This is a genomic window from Aquabacterium sp. (assembly GCF_034003525.1).
Classification (GTDB): Bacteria; Pseudomonadota; Gammaproteobacteria; order Burkholderiales; family Burkholderiaceae_C; genus Aquabacterium.
This window is the reverse complement of record NZ_JAVEYN010000029.1, coordinates 18,477-36,280: the sequence shown is the minus strand read 5'-3', so window position 1 is coordinate 36,280 and position 17,804 is coordinate 18,477. Positions and strand designations below refer to the sequence as shown.

The 17,804-nt window shown below is 67.3% G+C and carries 15 protein-coding genes; 11 read left to right on the top strand and 4 right to left on the bottom strand.

What is annotated here, in order from left to right; all coding sequences use genetic code 11:
* The 6 genes from RBT42_RS14315 to nadC all read left to right on the top strand — a co-directional run.
* Positions 1 to 598: hypothetical protein (locus RBT42_RS14315; RefSeq protein WP_320366296.1), on the top strand; the 598-nt coding region annotated here is incomplete at its 5' end.
* A gap of 33 nt (positions 599 to 631) precedes the next feature.
* Complete coding sequence (locus tag RBT42_RS14310) at positions 632 to 1,663, top strand: glycosyltransferase family 2 protein (protein ID WP_320366294.1); 1,032 nt, start codon at positions 632 to 634, stop codon at positions 1,661 to 1,663.
* Between the two features lie 5 nt (positions 1,664 to 1,668).
* A complete protein-coding gene (locus RBT42_RS14305) occupies positions 1,669 to 3,402 on the top strand; it encodes a glycosyltransferase family 39 protein (RefSeq protein ID WP_320366292.1) in 1,734 nt (577 codons plus the stop codon).
* The gene (locus RBT42_RS14300; RefSeq protein WP_320366290.1) at positions 3,395 to 4,153 is read left to right on the top strand and encodes a phosphatase PAP2 family protein; all 759 of its coding nucleotides are present in this window, start codon (positions 3,395 to 3,397) and stop codon (positions 4,151 to 4,153) included. The genes RBT42_RS14305 and RBT42_RS14300 overlap by 8 nt, the downstream gene beginning before the upstream one ends.
* Positions 4,154 to 4,218: 65 nt before the next feature.
* The gene (nadA, locus tag RBT42_RS14295; protein WP_320366288.1) at positions 4,219 to 5,340 is read left to right on the top strand and encodes a quinolinate synthase NadA; all 1,122 of its coding nucleotides are present in this window, start codon (positions 4,219 to 4,221) and stop codon (positions 5,338 to 5,340) included.
* Positions 5,341 to 5,376: 36 nt separating this feature from the next.
* Positions 5,377 to 6,285 carry a carboxylating nicotinate-nucleotide diphosphorylase gene (gene nadC / locus RBT42_RS14290; RefSeq protein WP_320366286.1) on the top strand — a complete coding sequence of 303 codons (909 nt, stop codon included), beginning with the start codon at positions 5,377 to 5,379 and terminating at the stop codon, positions 6,283 to 6,285.
* Positions 6,286 to 6,341: 56 nt separating this feature from the next.
* Here the strand turns inward: nadC and nadB are convergent, their stop codons facing one another.
* A complete protein-coding gene (nadB, locus tag RBT42_RS14285; protein ID WP_320366284.1) occupies positions 6,342 to 7,976 on the bottom strand; it encodes an L-aspartate oxidase in 1,635 nt (544 codons plus the stop codon).
* Positions 7,977 to 8,056: 80 nt separating this feature from the next.
* Positions 8,057 to 9,649 (bottom strand): ArnT family glycosyltransferase, encoded by a 1,593-nt coding sequence (locus RBT42_RS14280; RefSeq protein WP_320366282.1) that lies wholly within the window; start codon positions 9,647 to 9,649, stop codon positions 8,057 to 8,059.
* A 132-nt stretch (positions 9,650 to 9,781) separates the two neighbouring features.
* On the opposite strand from RBT42_RS14280, the gene RBT42_RS14275 reads away from it, so the two are divergent.
* Together RBT42_RS14275 and RBT42_RS14270 are read left to right on the top strand one after the other, a co-directional pair.
* The gene (locus RBT42_RS14275) at positions 9,782 to 10,648 is read left to right on the top strand and encodes a neutral zinc metallopeptidase (RefSeq protein WP_320366280.1); all 867 of its coding nucleotides are present in this window, start codon (positions 9,782 to 9,784) and stop codon (positions 10,646 to 10,648) included.
* A 54-nt stretch (positions 10,649 to 10,702) separates the two neighbouring features.
* A complete protein-coding gene (locus RBT42_RS14270; RefSeq protein WP_320366278.1) occupies positions 10,703 to 11,680 on the top strand; it encodes an NADPH:quinone oxidoreductase family protein in 978 nt (325 codons plus the stop codon).
* Positions 11,681 to 11,698: 18 nt separating this feature from the next.
* Here the strand turns inward: RBT42_RS14270 and queG are convergent, their stop codons facing one another.
* A complete protein-coding gene (queG, locus tag RBT42_RS14265; protein WP_320366298.1) occupies positions 11,699 to 12,811 on the bottom strand; it encodes a tRNA epoxyqueuosine(34) reductase QueG in 1,113 nt (370 codons plus the stop codon).
* A gap of 60 nt (positions 12,812 to 12,871) precedes the next feature.
* On the opposite strand from queG, the gene tsaE reads away from it, so the two are divergent.
* The gene (gene tsaE, locus RBT42_RS14260; protein ID WP_320366276.1) at positions 12,872 to 13,405 is read left to right on the top strand and encodes a tRNA (adenosine(37)-N6)-threonylcarbamoyltransferase complex ATPase subunit type 1 TsaE; all 534 of its coding nucleotides are present in this window, start codon (positions 12,872 to 12,874) and stop codon (positions 13,403 to 13,405) included.
* Complete coding sequence (locus RBT42_RS14255; protein WP_320366274.1) at positions 13,402 to 14,922, top strand: N-acetylmuramoyl-L-alanine amidase; 1,521 nt, start codon at positions 13,402 to 13,404, stop codon at positions 14,920 to 14,922. The genes tsaE and RBT42_RS14255 overlap by 4 nt, the downstream gene beginning before the upstream one ends.
* A gap of 67 nt (positions 14,923 to 14,989) precedes the next feature.
* On the opposite strand, the gene RBT42_RS14250 is transcribed toward RBT42_RS14255, so the two are convergent.
* On the bottom strand, positions 14,990 to 15,637 hold the full coding sequence (locus RBT42_RS14250) for a DedA family protein (RefSeq protein ID WP_320366272.1): 648 nt from the start codon (positions 15,635 to 15,637) through the stop codon (positions 14,990 to 14,992).
* Positions 15,638 to 15,706: 69 nt separating this feature from the next.
* Here RBT42_RS14250 and mutL point away from each other — a divergent pair, with 69 nt between their 5' ends.
* Entirely contained in the window at positions 15,707 to 17,800 is a 2,094-nt protein-coding gene (gene mutL / locus RBT42_RS14245; RefSeq protein ID WP_320366270.1) for a DNA mismatch repair endonuclease MutL, read from the top strand.
* Positions 17,801 to 17,804: the final 4 nt, after the last annotated feature.

Genomic DNA, 17,804 nt, shown 5'->3' with positions numbered 1-17,804 from the left:
CCTGGGTGTGCTGCTGTGGCCCGGTGTGCCGCTGGCCTGGCGCGTCGCGGCGCTGGCCGCGATGGTGTTGGGCTGGTGGATGGTGAGCTGGGGCATGCGCCGCTGGTATGGGCAGCACCCGGAATCGTCCGACACAGCACCCACCGCGCCAACGCCCCTGGCCGGCAAGGTGAGCCAAGTGTTGCAGCGCCTGCGCCACGCCCTGCTGGAACCTGCCCACCACCGCCCCATCGCCTGGTTGCTGACCCTCGCCAATTGGAGCGTGAAGCTGGCCGCGGGCGCCTGCCTGCTGTCGGCCATCAGCGGCAGCAACTGGGGCACCGCCTGGTCCGGCGCCCTTGGCGGCGAACTGGCTGCCGTCGTGCCCCTGCAAGGTCCGGCCGGCTTTGGCACCTACGAGGCCGGCGTCTGGGCCGGCATGGCCGCGCACCTGAGCGCCACCTCGCCCGCGTTGGCCTTGGCCGTGAGCGCCGCCCTCGCCCTCCACGTCTGTTTTCTGCTGTGCGCCGTTTTTGCCGGCGCGCTGGCCTGGCTGCTCAGCCAACTCCCCTCTTCGCCCTCGCCTCAGCGTGGCCACCCGCCCCGCGGCACCCCCTGAGCCGAAGCCCCCCATATGCTGGAAAATCGCACCATGACCACCTTCACCGCCCCGTCGGGCGACGTCCTGACCGACGTCCCGCCGCACCGCCTCTCCATCGTCGTGCCGATGTACAACGAGGTCGACAACGTCGAGCCCTTCGTGACGGCCGTGCACAACGCCCTGGGCAACTACCCCTTCGAGTGGGAGCTGCTGATCGTCAACGACGGCAGCCGCGACGGCACGCGTGAGAAGCTCGACGAGCAGGCCCGCCTGCGCGGCCCGCACGTCCGCCCGGTCCACCTGTGGCGCAACTTCCGCCAGACCGCCGCCATGCAGGCCGGCATCGACGCCTCGCGCGGCGACGTCATCGTGACCCTGGACGGTGACCTGCAAAACGACCCCAAGGACATCCCGAAGCTGGTGGCGCGTCTGCTCAAGGAAGACATGGACCTGGTCGCCGGCTGGCGCCAGAACCGCCAGGACGGCCTGTGGCTGCGCAAGGTGCCCTCCAAGATCGCCAACCGCATCATCCGCAAGATCACGCAACTGGAGTTCAAGGACCTGGGCTGCAGCCTCAAGGCCTACCGCGCCAGCGTGCTCAAGCGCGTGAGCCTGTACGGCGAAATGCACCGCTTCATCCCTGCGTGGATGGCCACCGTCACCTCCCCGGCCCGCATGGCCGAAGAGCCGGTCAGCCACCACGCCCGCGCCCACGGTGAGTCCAAGTACGGCATCTCGCGCACGCTGCGCGTGGTGCTCGACCTGCTGTCCGTCAACTTCTTCCTGCGCTTTGCCAGCCGCCCCGGCCACTTCTTCGGTGGTGTGGGACTGGGCGTGTCCATGATCGGTGGCCTGATCCTGGCCTACCTGGCGGCCCTGAAGATCAGCGGTGAAGACATCGGCGGCCGCCCGCTGCTATGGCTAGGCTTCTTCTGCGTGCTCGGTGGCCTGCAGTTCCTGACCACGGGCGTGATCGCCGAACTGCTGATCCGCATCTATTACAACCGCGGCGAGATCGCCCCGTACCACACGAGCCACGCCGCCCCGCAGGACGCCGACCAGGCCTGGCACCGTCAGGAATGATGCCCATGAGTCTCAGCACCCCCGCCTCTTCGCAGCGCCCCTCCCGTCCGGCCTCGCGCTGGCCGCGTCTGTGGGGCCCTTCCCTGGCCCTGCTGCTGGCCTTCCTGGCCGCCCTGTTCCTCTACCGCGTGTGGGTGGTGCAGTCCTCGGGCATCTCGCTGTTTTTCGACGAGGCGCAATACTGGGACTGGGCACAGGACCTGTCCTGGGGCTACTACTCCAAGCCCCCGATGATCGCGGGCCTGATCTGGCTAAGCACCCAGCTGTTCGGTGACGGCGTGCTGGGCGTGAAGTTGCTGGTGATGCTGCTCTACCCGCTTGCTGCGCTGGCCATGGTCGGCTTTGCGCGGGCCCTGTGGCCCACCAGCAGCGGCGTGCGCACCGGCGTGGTCGCTGCGGCCCTGTTCGCCACCATCCCCTCCGTGGGCCTGCTCGGCCTGGTCGCCAGCACCGACGCCCCGCTGATCCTGTGCTGGACGCTGGCCGGCTGGATGCTGTGGCGCGCACAGGTCACCGACCGCCTCGGCTACTGGGTCGCCCTGGGCGTGTTCTGCGGCCTGGGCCTGATGAGCAAGTACACGATGGCGGCCTTTGCCGCCACGGCCGTCTGGGCCCTCTGGGGCATCCACGGTCCGCGTCGGGGCCTGTTCCGCCTGGGCCCGTGGGTGACGGTGCTCGTTGCGCTGGCCCTGCTGTCGCCCAACCTTTGGTGGAACGCGCACAACGGTTTCCCCACCCTGCAGCACACCGCCGAGATCACCACGCAGTCTTCACGCCAAGGTGGTTTCAAGCCGGCCCTGGTGTTTGCGCTGGGCCAGATCCTGATGCTCGGCCCCATCGCCGTGCTGGCCGGCTGGTGGCTGCGTCGCCGTCGTGGTGAGCCCCAGGCACGCGAAAGCCAGATGGTTTCCGTGCCGGCCAGCCAGTGGGCCCCCACCAGCATCATGGACCCGACCCGGCCGGCCGTGATGCCCGACGAGGTAGCGACGCCTCGCAAGGTGGCCGCGCGCAACTCGCCCTACTACCTGGCGTCCGAATCGAGCTTCCGCTTCCTGTGGGCGCTGAGCGTGCCGCTGCAGCTGATCGCCGTGGTACAGGCCTTCCACGCCGATGCGCACATCAACTGGGCCGCACCGTCGATGGTCGGCTTCTGCTTGCTGATCGCCGCCCGCTTGAGCCCGCCCTTGGCACGCCTGGCCGACCCGCGCCCCAAGGGCTGGCTGGTGGCCGTGCTGCTGAGCAACATCGTGCTGACCTCGGTCGTGCTGCACCTGCGCGACATCGTCGGCCCCACGCTGCCCTCCAAGCTCGACGTGCTGGTGCGCATGCGCGGCTGGGATCAGGCCTTCCAGCAGCTCACCCCGGCCATCACCGACCCGACCACCACGGGCCTGCCGGTGCTCACCACCCAGCGCCTGCTGATCACGCACACCGCCTACCACTGGCGCGAGCACCACGTCCGCACGCTGTACTGGAACCCGCAAGGCACGCGCAACAACCACTACGAGATCACGCACAGCCTGCCGGACAAGGTGGGGGCCGACGTGCTGCTGGTGACCAGCCAGCGTGAGCCAACCGACATCACCAGCCGCTTTGCCACGTCTCGCCTGATGGCATCGACCCGCGTGCCAGTGGGGCCAGACCGCTCGGTGGAGCTGCACGCTTTCTTCCTGCGCGGCTTCCTCGGCTATGGTCCGCGCCCCGAAGGCGCCCAGCCTGCCCCTCGCCAAGATGACTGAGCGCCTTCGCCCCGGCCGTGAGCCAGATGCGCCCGACGAGGTCAGCCTGCAGCGCCTGACCCAGCTGATCTGGGCGCTGTTCTTCTTCGCGCTGGCCATCTTCGCCAAGTTCCCGGGCCTGGACCTGCTGATCTCGGCCCGGTATTACGACCCTGAGCTGGGCTTTGTGCACCGCCAGAACCCGGTGGTGCTGGCCCTGTACGACTGGACGCCCTGGATCGGCCGTGCCCTGGTGATCGCCCTGGCGCTGTACGCCCTGTTGGCCCCGCTGCTGGCGCGTCACTTTGAGCGCCAGCGCCAGCACAGCCTGGCCCACCGCGCCGGCGGCTCGTGGCGGCACCTTGCCACGGTGGCCGTGGTCTGCGGTCTGCTGGGCCCCGGCCTCATCATCGAAGGCATCTTCAAGAACCACATGGGGCGCCCTCGCCCGGTGCAGGTGGTCGAATTTGGCGGCACCGACACCTACCAGGGCCCCTTCGTGCAAGGCGCCACGCCCGAGCGCAACCGCAGCTTCGTCAGCAGCCACGCCGCCGCCGGCTTCTGGCTGATGAGCCTGGGCCTGACCTGCGGGCCGCTGTGGCGCCGCCGCTGGCTGCTGATCGGCATCGTCGCCGGTGGCATCGTCGGCCTGGGCCGCATCCTGCAAGGCGGCCATTTTTTCAGTGACGTGCTGTTTGCGTTTTTCACCGTATGGCTGTCATGTGAAATCGTGGCCTGGCTCGACAAACGCCGACGCAGCCGACACACTTGAGCCCCTTGGCCGAGCCTCAGTCCGGCTCCCTTCGCGTCCAGACCGTTCACGAGACGAAAACGACCATGAACCCCACCGACTCCGTTTCCTACGACTACGACCTGCAGGACGCCACCGGCGCCACCTGCACGGCTCACGCCTGGGCCAAGGTGCCCGCGCCCCTGGCACCCGACGAGAAAGAGCGCGTCAAGGCCCGCATCAAGGAGCTGCTCAAGGCGCAGAACGCCGTGCTGGTCGCCCACTACTACGTCGATGGTGACCTGCAAGACCTGGCCATGGAAACCGGTGGCTGCGTGTCCGACTCGCTGGAAATGGCCCGCTTTGGCCGCGACCATGCCGCCCAGACCCTGATCGTGGCCGGCGTGAAGTTCATGGGCGAATCGTCCAAGATCCTGAGCCCCGGCAAACGCGTGCTGATGCCCGATCTGGATGCCACCTGCTCGCTCGATCTGGGCTGCCCCGCCGACGACTTCATCAAGTTCTGCGACGCCCACCCCGACCGCAAGGTCGTGGTGTATGCCAACACCAGCGCCGCAGTGAAGGCCCGTGCCGACTGGATGGTGACCAGCTCGTGCGCGCTGGCCATCGTCCAGCACCTCAAGGACCAGGGCGAGAAGATCCTGTGGGCGCCTGATCGCCACCTGGGCCACTACATCCAGAAGGAAACCGGCGCCGACATGCTGATGTGGAACGGCGCCTGCATCGTGCACGACGAGTTCAAGGGCATCGAGCTGCACCTGGTCAAGAAGGAGCACCCGCAGGCCCTGGTGCTGGTTCACCCCGAATCGCCCGACAGCGTGGTCGCCCAGGCCGATGTGGTGGGTTCGACCTCGCAGCTGCTCAAGGCCGTGGTCGAGTCCGATGCACCCGAGTTCATCGTGGCCACCGACAACGGCATCCTGCACCGCATGCGTCAGCTGGCGCCCAACAAGGTGCTGATCGAAGCCCCCACCTCGGGCAACAGCGCCACCTGCAAGAGCTGCGCGCACTGCCCCTGGATGGCGATGAACGCGCTGCAAGGCGTGCTGGACTGCCTGGAAAAGGGCACCGGCGAGATCACCGTGCCCGAAGACATCCGCGTCAAGGCCCATGGCTGCATCGACCGCATGCTCGACTTCGTGGCCAAGAACCCGGCCGCCATCGCCAAGCCCGCACAGGGTTTCGTGCCCAACATCGGCGCGGCCTGATCGTCCCCATAGCCCATCGCCGATTGCGACTGCCGCATGTTCGACCACAACGAAACCCTGCAAGAAGCCCGTGAGCGCAATGTGCGCGACGCCCTGTTCGAAGACGTGGGCGTGTGCGACTGGACGGCGCAGTTGGTGCCGGCCAATCAACGCGTGAAAGCACGCTTGCTGGTGCGCGAAGAAGCCGTGCTGTGCGGCCGTGACTGGTTCGAGGCCTGCCTGTTCCAGCTCGACGCCAGCGCCCGCATCCAGTGGGCCTACGAAGAAGGCGCCCTGATGGCCGCCAACACCGAGGTCTGCCTGATCGAAGCCGATGCCTGCGCCATGCTGACGGCCGAGCGCCCCGGCATCAACTTCCTGCAAACCTTGTCGGCCGTGGCCACACTCACGCACCAGCACATGAAGGCCATCGAAGGCGCTTCGCCCAACCCGCGTGGCTGCGTGGTGCTCGACACCCGCAAGACCTTGCCTGGCCTGCGCCTGGCGCAGAAGTACGCCGTGCGCGTGGGCGGTGGTGCCAACCAGCGCTTGGCCCTGTACGACGGCATCCTGATCAAGGAGAACCACATTGCCGCCGCTGGCAGCGTGACCGGCGCGTTGAAGAACGCCCAGGCCCTGGTGGCCGCGCAAGCCTCGCCGCTGCGCGAGCAGATCACGATTCAGGTGGAAGTGGAAACGCTCGACCAGTTGCGTGAAGCGCTGGCCGCCGGCGCCGTCAGCGTGCTGCTGGACAACTTCAGCAACGAGATGATGCGCGACGCCGTGCGCATCAACCAGGAGGTCGCTCAGGGTGCCGCCCTGCTCGAAGTCTCGGGCGGTGTGACCATGGATCAGCTGCGCGACATCGCCGCCACCGGCGTGGACCGCATCTCGATTGGCAAGCTGACCAAGGACGTCAAGGCCGTCGACTTCTCGCTGCGCGTGCTCGAGCGCATCGGCGCCTGAGCCCAGAAAAGCCCATCGGCTGCGTCATGCGCGGCCGATAAGGGCCATGTGGCCCCTCAAGGCAGCCAGGCGTCCTTCTTCTTGGGCTTCTTGCTCAAGATGGTGGGGAAGCTCACCGGCAGCGTGCGCGGATAGTCGCGGCTGAAGTGCAGGCCGCGGCTTTCCTGGCGCGACAGGGCCGAGCGCACGATCAGCTCGGCGCAATCGACCAGGTTGCGCAACTCCAGCAGGTCGCGCGTCACGCGGAACGCCGCGTAGTAATCGTCGATCTCGTGGCGCAGCAGCTTGATGCGGTGCAGCGCCCGCTCCAGGCGACGTGTCGTGCGCACGATGCCCACGTAGTTCCACATCACCAGGCGCAGCTCGTCCCAGTTGTGGGCGATCACGACCTCTTCGTCCGCATCCGACACCTGGCTTTCGTCCCAGCCCGACACCTTCGGAGCGCTGGCCGGGATCTGTGCGGTGATGTCTTCGGCGCAGGTGCGACCCAGCACCACACACTCCAGCAGCGAGTTGCTGGCCAGGCGATTGGCGCCGTGCAGGCCGGTGTAGGTGGTCTCGCCCACGGCGTACAGGCCGGGCAAGTCGGTGCGGCCATGCAGGTCGGTCACCACGCCACCGCAGGTGTAGTGCGCCGCCGGCACCACCGGAATCGGCTGCTTGGCAATGTCGATACCCAGGGACAGGCAGCGCGCATGGATGGTGGGGAAGTGTTCCTTCAGGAAGTCTTCGCCCAGGTGCGTCGCGTCCAGCCAGACATGGTCCACGCCGTGCTTCTTGATCTCGAAGTCGATGGCGCGGGCCACGATGTCGCGTGGCGCCAGTTCGCCGCGCTCGTCGTGCTCGGGCATGAAGCGCGTGCCATCGGGCAGGCGCAGGATGGCGCCTTCGCCACGCAGCGCTTCGGTGATGAGGAAGCTGCGTTCTTGCGGGTGGTACAGACAGGTCGGGTGGAACTGGATGAACTCCATGTTCGCCACGCGGCAGCCGGCACGCCAGGCCATGGCAATGCCATCGCCAGTCGAGGTGTCGGGGTTGCTGGTGTAGCGGTACACCTTGCCCACGCCGCCGGTGGCCAGCACCACGGCCGAGGCCACCAGGGTCTCCACACGGTGGGTCTCGATGTCCAGCGCATACACACCGTGGCAGCGCGGGGTCGCGCCGTGCTCCACCGCGTTCTTCTTGAGGTGACGGTCGGTGATCAGGTCGATCGCCATCCACTTCTCACGCAAGGTGATGTTGGGGTGACGCTTGACCTCATCGAGCAACACATCGTGGATGGCCTTGCCGGTGGCATCGGCCGCGTGGGCGATGCGGCGCACCGCGTGGCCGCCTTCGCGGGTCAGGTGCAGGCCCAGCGGACCGGCCGGGTCGGGCGAGAACGGCACACCGCGCGCCACCAGCCACTCAATGGCTTCGGCACTGTGGCGGGCAATGAACTCGGCCGTGCGCTCATCGACCAGGCCACCGCCGGCTTCCTGGGTGTCGCGCACATGAGACTCGATGCTGTCGTCGCTGCCCAACACGCCAACGATGCCACCTTGAGCCCAGGCTGTGGCGGCCTCGTGCATCTCGCGCTTGGCCAGCACGATCACAGGCTGCGTTTCGGCCAGGTGCAAGGCGACGGTCAAGCCAGCCAGCCCCGCACCGACGATGACGACAGGCAGGGACGATTCAGACACAGCAGACATAGCGCTCACAATGGCCTCAGGGCAGAAGGAGAGCGACGATTCTACGCCCCTCGTTCAAGTGGTCCGGGGTCAAAAACCATTCACGGCGTGCAGCGATCGGCCCCGCAATACCGCTGGCAGAAACTGCAGCCCCACACGGGCAACCACGAGGGGAAGGCGTAGTAACGACGGTTCACCTCGGCCATCACCTGCTCGCGGTAGGCCGCGTACGAGAAGTTGACGCCTTCCAGCGCATAGAAGGTTGCCCCGTCTTGCTCAAAGGTCAACAAGCGCACCGAGTCAAAGAAGCCTCGGTAATCGTCCAGGGACAGCGGCCGCGTGGCCATCACGCGAATCGTCTTGCCTTCCAGCGCCGCGTAGTCCACGATCAGGTCATCTTGGCGCGCATGCTTGCCGCCCATGCCCAGCACCGGCACATGATGGCCCGCGGCATACCCAAAGATCGAGGCCGCCGAGTAGGCATTCGACGCCAGCACCACCCCAGGCACCTGCACTTGTTGGACCATTTCTTCGGCGCGAGCCGCCTCGACGAAGCGGTGATAGTTCTTCTCGACCACCCGGACGTGCGGCTTCATGTGCTGCCACTGGCCCAGATCCGAGAGCGCCGCGCCGCCTGCCACCAGCAGGTGCACGAGCAGGAAAACACCCAGGCCACGCGCGGCCGTGCGCAAGGTGGAGGCCGGCAAGGCCCAGGCCCACATCACAAAGAGGAAGGGATAAAAGCCCATGACCCAGTGCAGGCCGATTTCCTTCTTGAAGGCCAGCAAGCCAAACAGCGCCAGCGGCACCAGGGCGGCACAGGCCAGCAAGACTTGCCCTTTCAACCCCGAGCGCCATGCGCTGCGGTGTCGCCAGCCCAACCACAGCAACACCGGGCTGATCAGGTAGGCCATCATCACCGCATACACCGCGACGTTGGCCAGCGAACCCTCGGAGCCCTCGTTGCGGTTGAACAGGTTGAACATGATGTTGGTCCAGCAGTGCTGGAGGTTCCACAGCACGTTCACCGCCACCGCGGGCAAGGCCGCCAACACGATCAGCACCAGCCCCTGCCAGCGGGCCCGTGCAAACAGCGCGAAGTACACGACAAAGGCCATGCCCAGCAGCACGGCAAAGTACTTGGACAGGAAGGCCAGGCCCATGAAGAAGCCGCTGAGCGCGTACAGGCCCCACGGAGAGCGCCCACGGTCGGCGGCCTGCTCGGCGCGCACCAAGGCCGCCGTCGCCCAGGCTGCCCACAGGATCAGGGGCGTGTCGGTGGCGATCAGGGCATTGAGCCAGTTCACCGGGGCCAGCCAGTACAGCAAGATCGCCCAGGCTGCGCGCTCGCGGCTGACGGGTGACCAGGCCCACCACAGTGCCCCCCCCACGCCCAGCGGCAGCAGCACGGCCGGCATGCGCAGGGCCCACTCGGCATCGCCCAGCAACGCCCGCATCGCGGCCATCCACCACGCCACCATCGGCGGGTGGTCGTAATAGCCGTAGTCCAGGAAGCGCGCCCACCAGTAGAACAGCGCTTCATCCCCCGTCAGCGGCATGACGGCGGCCATCCAGCCACGCCAGGCCAGCGAGGCCAGCGCCACAAACCACAGCCAGCGGGCCGGCATGGACAGGCGCTCGCCCCCTGTCGCAGGCGGGGACGCGGTGGAGGTGAAAACAGACAAAAACGACATGGTCAGGGTGGGGCCGAAAAGAAAATGCCACCGTCGATCCGCAAGACGGAACCGGGCCCTGGATTCTAGGTGGCCGCTGCTACCATGCCACGCAGGCACCTCGCGTCACGTTCACCCCGAAAGGACCGCACCATGCGCTGGCAAGGCAACCGAGAAAGCGACAACGTTGAAGACGTCCGCGGTGGTGGCGGCCGCGCGGGCGGCATCGGGGGCGGCAAGCTGGGCCTGGGCGGCGTGGCCATCGCCCTGGTGGCCAGTTACTTCCTGGGCATCAACCCCATGACGGTGCTCAACCTGCTGGGCGGCGGCGGTGGCCCGGGCGTGAGCGCCCCCGATCCCAACGCACCGCCTGCCAACGACGAAGAAACCCGCTTCGTGCGCACTGTGCTGGCCGACACCGAAGACGTCTGGCGGGTGCTGTTTCAGCAAGCCGGTGGTCAATACCAGGACCCAAAACTCGTGCTGTTTCGCGGCGCCGTGCCCACGGCCTGCGGCACCGGCCAGTCGGCCATGGGCCCCTTTTACTGCCCGGGCGACAACAAGGTCTACCTGGACCTGGACTTTTTCGACGTGATGCACCAGCGTCTGGGGGCCCCGGGCGACTTTGCGCAAGCCTATGTGATCGCCCACGAGGTGGGCCACCATGTGCAGAACCTGGTGGGCACCACGGCCAAGATGGACGAGATGCGCCAGCGCCTGAGCGAGGCCCAGTACAACGCCATGAGCGTGCGCCTGGAGTTGCAGGCCGACTGCTATGCCGGCGTGTGGGCCCACCACGCGCAAAACAGCCGCCAGATCATCGAGGCCGGTGATGTGGAAGAGGCCCTCAATGCCGCCGCCCAGATTGGCGACGACACCTTGCAAAGCAAGAGTGGCGGCCCGGTGTCGCCCGAGACCTTCACGCACGGCACCAGCGCGCAGCGCATGACCTGGTTCAAGCGCGGCATGCAGACGGGCGACATCCGCCAGTGCAACACCTTTGACAAGAACGCCCTGTAAAAACGCCCTGCAACACGCTGTTCAGGGCACCTCGACCCTCGGAGACACCACCCCATGCAAGCCTGGATCTGCAACGAACTGAGCGGCCCTGAGGCCCTGACCTGGCAAGAGTCCCCCACCCCGGAGCCCGGGCCAGGTGAGGTGCGCGTGGCCATCAAGGCCGCCAGCCTGAATTTCCCCGACCTGCTGATCGTGCAAGGCAAGTACCAGATGAAGCCGCCCCTGCCTTTCGTGCCGGGCGCCGAATTTGCGGGCGTGGTCGAGGCCGTGGGCGAAGGCGTCAAGCACCTGAGCGTGGGCAGCCACGTGGCCGGCTTTGGCGGCACGGGCGGCTTTGGCACCCACACCATCGCCAAGGCGGCGGTGCTGATGCCCCTGCCCCCGGCCTTCTCGTTTGAAGACGGCGCTGCGTTCCTGTGCACCTATGGCACCACCTACCACGGCCTGATGGACCGCGGCGCCTTGAAGGCCGGCGAGACCGTGCTGGTGCTGGGCGCCGCCGGGGGCGTGGGCACGGCGGCCATCCAGATCGCCAAGGCCGCGGGCGCCAAGGTGATCGCCGCGGCGTCGACCGACGCGAAGTGCGCGCTGTGCAAGGAACTGGGAGCGGACGCCACCATCAACTACAGCACGCAGAACCTGCGCGATGAGCTCAAGACGCTCACCGAAGGCAAGGGCCCGGACGTGATCTACGACCCGGTGGGTGGCGACCTCACCGAGCAGGCCTTCCGCTCCATCGGCTGGCGCGGTCGCCTGCTGGTGGTGGGCTTTGCCAATGGCACCATCCCTGCGCTGCCGCTGAACTTGGCCCTGCTCAAGGGGGCGACCATCTCGGGCGTGTTCTGGGGCGAGTTTGCCCGCCGTGAACCGCAGGCCAACGCCGCCTGCCTGATGCAGCTGGCCGCCTGGTACATGGAAGGCAAGATCAAACCCGTCGTCGAGCACAAGCTGCCGATGTCGCAGCTCAAGGAAGCCTTCACGCTGATGGGCTCGCGTCAGGTGCGTGGCAAGGTCGTTCTGGTCAACAGCTGATCGGGCGTCTTTCGGCGTTCACTGCGGGAAGTGTGGCTGGGCCAAGGCCCAGCGCACATGCTCGGCCACCTGAGCCTGAGCGTCCCCGGTCACCATCGGGGCGTCCAGCCAGGCTTGCAGGGCCTTCACCATCTGCGCACGCAAGGTGGCCTCGTCGGCCGTGAGTTCACGGCCGCGCCACGCGGCCAGCGCATTGCCCATCGCCACCGCGATGTTGCGCTGCCAGCGTGCATGGCCAATGCGTCGGATCGGACTGCCCTCGGTCAGGCGCAAGAAATTGGCCTCGTCCCACTGCCACAGTTGCAGCAGCGTCGGGTCGTTCAAGGCCGGGCGCACATCGAAGTCGGGCACGCGGGCGCGCTGCGCGAACTTGTTCCAGGGACAGGCCAGCTGGCAGTCGTCACAGCCGTAGATGCGGTTGCCCATCAAGGGTCGCAATTCAACGGGAATCGGGCCATCGTGCTCGATGGTGAGGTAAGAGATGCAGCGCCGCGCGTCCACCTGGCGCTCGCCCACGATGGCTTGGGTGGGGCACAGGTCCATGCACGAACGACAGGCGCCACAGTGCGCCGTGACCGGCTCGGTCAAGGGCAAGGGCACGTCCACATAGATTTCGCCCAAAAAGAAGGTGGACCCGGCCTCGCGCGACAGCAGCAGCGTGTGCTTGCCTCGCCAGCCCACGCCGCTACGGCTGGCCAACTCCACCTCCAGCACCGGTGCCGAGTCGGTGAAGACGCGGTGGCCCAGCGGCCCGATCAAGGCGGCCAGCTGATCGGCCAGCTTTTGCAGGCGCGCGCGCAGCACCTTGTGATAGTCCCGACCCCGGGCATACATCGACACGGCTGCGGCTTCGGGGCGTTGCAATCTTGCCCACTCGACGGCCTGCCAGCCCTCGGCCGCGACACTGGCAGGCAAGTAATCCATGCGCGCCGTGATGACGCGCACCGTGCCCGGGACCAGCTCGGCCGGGCGGGCACGCTTGAGGCCGTGGCTGGCCATGTAGTGCATCTCACCGTGGAAACCACGCGCCAGCCAGGCCATCAAACCGGGCTCGGCACTTGACAAATCCACATCGGCTACGCCAATCTGAGAAAATCCCAATGTTGTCGCCCATTGGCGCAGTTGAGCCATGACCTCGGCAGGATCGGCCTGCGGGCGTGGCCCATCGGTCAAGGGTGACTGAAGTTCAGGATGCATGTGTCGATCGTAGCAAGTTCGCCCCCTTCTCCCGCCGACGCTGTCACATGGTCGGACGAAAGCGACTGCGGTGCCATGGCCCAGCGTCTGGCCGAGGGCCTGCGCCCCCTGCTCAGCCAAGGGGGCTCGGTGTACATCGAACTGCACGGCACCTTGGGTGCCGGCAAAACCACGTTCACGCGGCACCTGCTGCGCGCACTCGGCGTGGAAGGCCGCATCAAGAGCCCCAGCTATGCGGTGGTCGAGCCGCATGAGGGCACGGGGGGCATCCAGATCCACCATTTCGACTTCTACCGCTTCAACGACCCGCAGGAGTGGGAAGACGCGGGCTTTCGGGATCTGTTCGCCGCGCCCGGTCTGAAGCTGGCCGAATGGCCCGAGCAGGCGGCCGGCTTGCTGCCCCGCCCCGACCTGCGCCTGTTTCTCACCCCGGTTTCCGACACCAGCCGCACGGTGCGCCTGGAAGCCCTCACCCCCACGGGTGATGCTTTGCGGACCGAAGCGATCAAGGGGATGACCCAGCCATGAGTCAGAAGCCTCTCACGCCTGTTTCCTCTTCCCGACGCAAGCTGCTGCAGCAATCGCTGGGCGGTGCGGTGGTGCTGTACCTGGGGCCGCAGCAACTGGCCTGGGGCGCCGATCTGGTGGCCGTGCGTGTGTGGCCGGCCGAGGCCTACACCCGCGTCACGCTGGAGTCGGACACCGCCCTCAACGCCAACTTCTTCGCGGTCGAGCACCCCAATCGCCTGGTCATCGACATCGAAGGCCTGGCCCTGAGCCCACAGATCAAGGAGCTGGTCAGCAAGGTGCGCGCCGATGACCCCTTCATCGCGGGCGTGCGGGTGGGCCAGAACAAGCCCAATGTGGTCCGCCTGGTGCTGGATCTGAAGCAACAGACCAAGCCCCAGGTGTTCGGCCTGGCGCCCGTGGCGGCCTACCAGCACCGGCTGGTGTTCGACCTCTACCCCACGCTGGATGCCGACCCGATCCTGGCCCTGCAGCGCAGCCACGCCTTGACGCCACCCAGCTCGCCGGCCGTCCCGGCCAAGCCCCCCACCGGCGCCAGCCCGGGGGCCTACATGTCGGCCCCCGGCAGCACAGCCTCCGCCACGCCACCGGCGTCACCGTCGCCCTTGACCAAGCCAGAAGCCGGCAACTCCGAGCAAGCCGCGGCCGCCATGAACGACGCGCTCGACGAGTTCATCGGCTCCTTGCATGGCAAGACGCAGGACAAGGCGGTGGCCAAGGCTGCCCCGCGTCCGGCGGACAAGGCCGACAAGCCTGCCGCCGAGCGCAAGACCGCGGTGACCACGGGCAACCCGCGCGCCAACGCGCAGCGCCTGGTCATCGTCGCGTTGGATGCCGGCCATGGTGGCGAAGACCCCGGCGCCATCGGGCCCAGTGGTCTGTACGAAAAGAACGTGGTACTGGCCGTGGCGCAGAAGCTGCGCAACCGCATCAACGCCACACCGGGCATGCGCGCCATGCTCACCCGCGAGTCGGATTACTTCGTGCCGCTGCACGAGCGCGTCAACAAGGCCCGCCGTGTGCAGGCCGACCTGTTCGTCTCCATCCACGCCGATGCCTTCACCAACCCGCAGGCACGGGGCGCCTCGGTGTTCGTGCTGTCAGAGCGGGGGGCGACGAGCGCCTCGGCACGCTGGCTGGCCAAGAAGGAGAACGCCGCCGATCTGGTGGGCGGCATGAACATCAAGGCCAAGGACGCCGCGATCATGCGCACCTTGCTCGACATGTCGACCACGGCGCAGATCAAGGACAGCCTCAAGCTGGGCTCGGCCGTACTGGGTCACCTGGGCAAGGTCGGGCGCCTGCACAAGCCCCGGGTCGAACAGGCCGGCTTTGCGGTGCTCAAAGCGCCAGACATCCCGTCCATCCTGGTGGAAACCGGCTTCATCACCAACCCGGAAGAAGAGTCCAAGCTGAAGGACGACGCCTACCAAGACGAACTGGCCGACGCCCTGATGGCCGGCATCGCGCGCTACTTCGAGCGCAACCCGCCGCTGGCCCGCGACAAGGCCATGTGAGCCACCTGAGCCCTGCCCAACGCACAACGGCCCCTTCGGGCCGTTGTCGCAGGGGGCGGGCGGTGCGTCAGGCCGCCTTGGCTTGCCGATGGGCCTTCCAGGCCCCGAACAGGGCGATCAGACCCGGAATCAGGATCAGCGCCCAGATGATCTTGCTCAGGTGCTGCTGCACGAACGGCAGGTTGCCGAACAGATAGCCCACCGTGGTCAAGCCACACACCCAGATCAGCGCGCCCACGACGTTGTAGGCGGTGAAGGTGGCGCGGTTCATCTCGGCCACACCGGCCACGAAGGGCGCGAAGGTGCGGATAAAGGGCATGAAGCGCGCCAGGATGATGGTGATGCCACCGTGCTTCTCGTAGAAGTTGTGGGCGGCGTCAAAGGCCCTGCGGTTGAACCAGCGCGAGTCTTCCCACTGGAACACCTTGGGGCCGATGTAGCGGCCAATCGTGTAGTTGAGCTGGTCACCGGTGATCGCGGCCACCAGCAGCACCGCCATCGCCACCGGCAGGCTCATCGCGCCGGTGCCCGCCAGGGCGCCCACCACGAACAGCAGCGAGTCGCCCGGCAAGAAGGGCATGACCACCAGACCGGTTTCCACGAACACGATCAGGAACAGCAGGGCGTAGACCCACATGCCATAGGCCTGGACGAACTCGGCCAGATGCTTGTCGACATGCAGGATGAAATTGATGAGAAATTGAATGATTTCCATGGCGCAGGATTATCAGGGCGATTCGTGGCGCCCCCGGGCGCACCACCCCCAGCCTCCTACAATACGGGGATGACGCAAGAGCCCGCCCGCGCCCCCTTGTCCGACGATGTGCAAGCCCCAGGCGCCGGAGGGCCCGCTGAGTCGCGCCCGCGCCGCCACATCCGTGAACTGCCCGACGAACTGATCAGCCAGATCGCCGCCGGCGAGGTGGTCGAGCGCCCGGCCTCGGTCGTGCGCGAATTGGTGGACAACGCCCTGGACGCCGGCGCCAGCCAGATCACCGTCAAGCTGATGGCCGGCGGCATCCGCCAGATCCTCGTGGAAGACGATGGCTGCGGCATCCCGCTCGAAGAGCTGCCCCTGGCCCTGCGCCGCCACGCCACCTCCAAGATCCGCTCGCTGGAAGACCTGGAAAGTGTCGGCACCATGGGTTTTCGGGGTGAAGCCCTGGCGGCCATCGCCTCGGTGTCCGATGCCTCGATCTCCAGCCGCACGGGCGACGCCGCCCATGCGCACCGCCTGGATGCGCGCTCTGGCGAGTTGAGCCCGGCGGCCCGCAGCGTGGGCACCAGCGTCGAGGTGCGCGAGCTGTTTTTCAGCACGCCGGCCCGACGTAAATTTTTGAAAAGTGAAGCCACCGAGCTGGCGCACTGCCTGGAATCGGTGCGCCGCCATGCCCTGGCCCGCCCGGATGTGGGCTTCAGCGTGTGGCACGAAGGCAAGCTGGTCGAGCAGTTGCGCCCTGGCAGCGCCAGCCAGCGCCTGCAAGACGTGCTGGGTGACACCTTCATCGAGACCAGCCGCGAGGTGGACCTTCAGATCGGCCCGATGCGCGTGCACGGCCGCGCCGGCCTGCCCGATGCCGCCCGCTCGCGCGCCGACTGGCAGTACTGCTATGTCAATGGCCGCTATGTGCGCGACAAGCTGATCTCGCACGGCGTGCGCTCGGCGTACGAAGACGTGCTGCACGGCTCGCGCCAGCCCACCTACGTGCTCTTCATCGAGATCGACCCCGAGCGCGTGGACGTGAACGTGCACCCGACCAAGATCGAGGTGCGCTTCCGCGATTCGCGCGAGGTGCACCAGGCGGTACGCAAGGCGGTGGAAAGTGCGTTGGCCTTGTCACGCGCCGGTCAGGCGAAAGCCGATGCCTCGCATGTCGCGCCCATCGGTGCTGACGCGCCGGCCTCCGTCTCGACAGGCACCGCTGAGGCAACCACCGCCGCCAACTCCACCGACGGCGCAACGCCCGCCGTGGCTTGGCCCACGCCCACCCATCAGCAGAACACCTTGCCCTGGACCCGCGTGCAAGACAGCGCCCCGGAGCGCCGCTGGGCAGGCTGGCCAACGGCTGCCGATCAGCCCTCCACGCCCATGGGCACCGGCGTCGATCCGTTTGCCAACCTGAACCTGCCCCGCGTGGTGGCGGCCAACACTGAACTTGATGCGCCGACCGACGCGCTGCCGCCCTTGAGCGTGACGCACCCGCCGGTGGGCCCGTCCACGCCAGGCGCCACCCCGTCCGCGTTCGCAGTGGGCCTCAGCACCACGGAAGCCGACAAGCTGGACGACACGCACGAGTGGCCGCTGGGGCGCGCCATCGCGCAGGTCGGCGGCATCTACGTGCTGGCCGAAAACGCCAAGGGTCTGATCATTGTGGACATGCACGCGGCTCACGAACGCGTGGTCTACGAACGCCTCAAGGCCCAGATGGCGCACGAGCGGCTGGAAAGCCAGCCCCTGCTGATCCCGCTGGTGTTCGCCGCCACGCCGCAAGAAATGGCCACCGCCGAAACCCAGCGTGACGCCCTGCTGTCCCTGGGGCTGGACGTGGACGCCATCGGCCCCGGCAAGCTGGCCATCCGCGCCACCCCCATGGCGCTGACGCAGGCCGATGGCATTGACCTGGCGCGCTCCGTCCTGGCCGAACTGGCCCAGCTCGACGCCAGCAACGTGATCCAGCGTGCCCAGCATGAACTGCTGGCCACCATGGCCTGCCACGGCGCCGTGCGCGCCAACCGCAAGCTCACCCTCACCGAAATGAACGCGCTGCTGCGCGACATGGAAGCCACGGAGCGGGCCGACCAGTGCAACCACGGTCGCCCCACCTGGCGCCAGCTCACCCTGCGCGACCTCGACGCGCTCTTCCTGCGCGGCCGCTGACGCT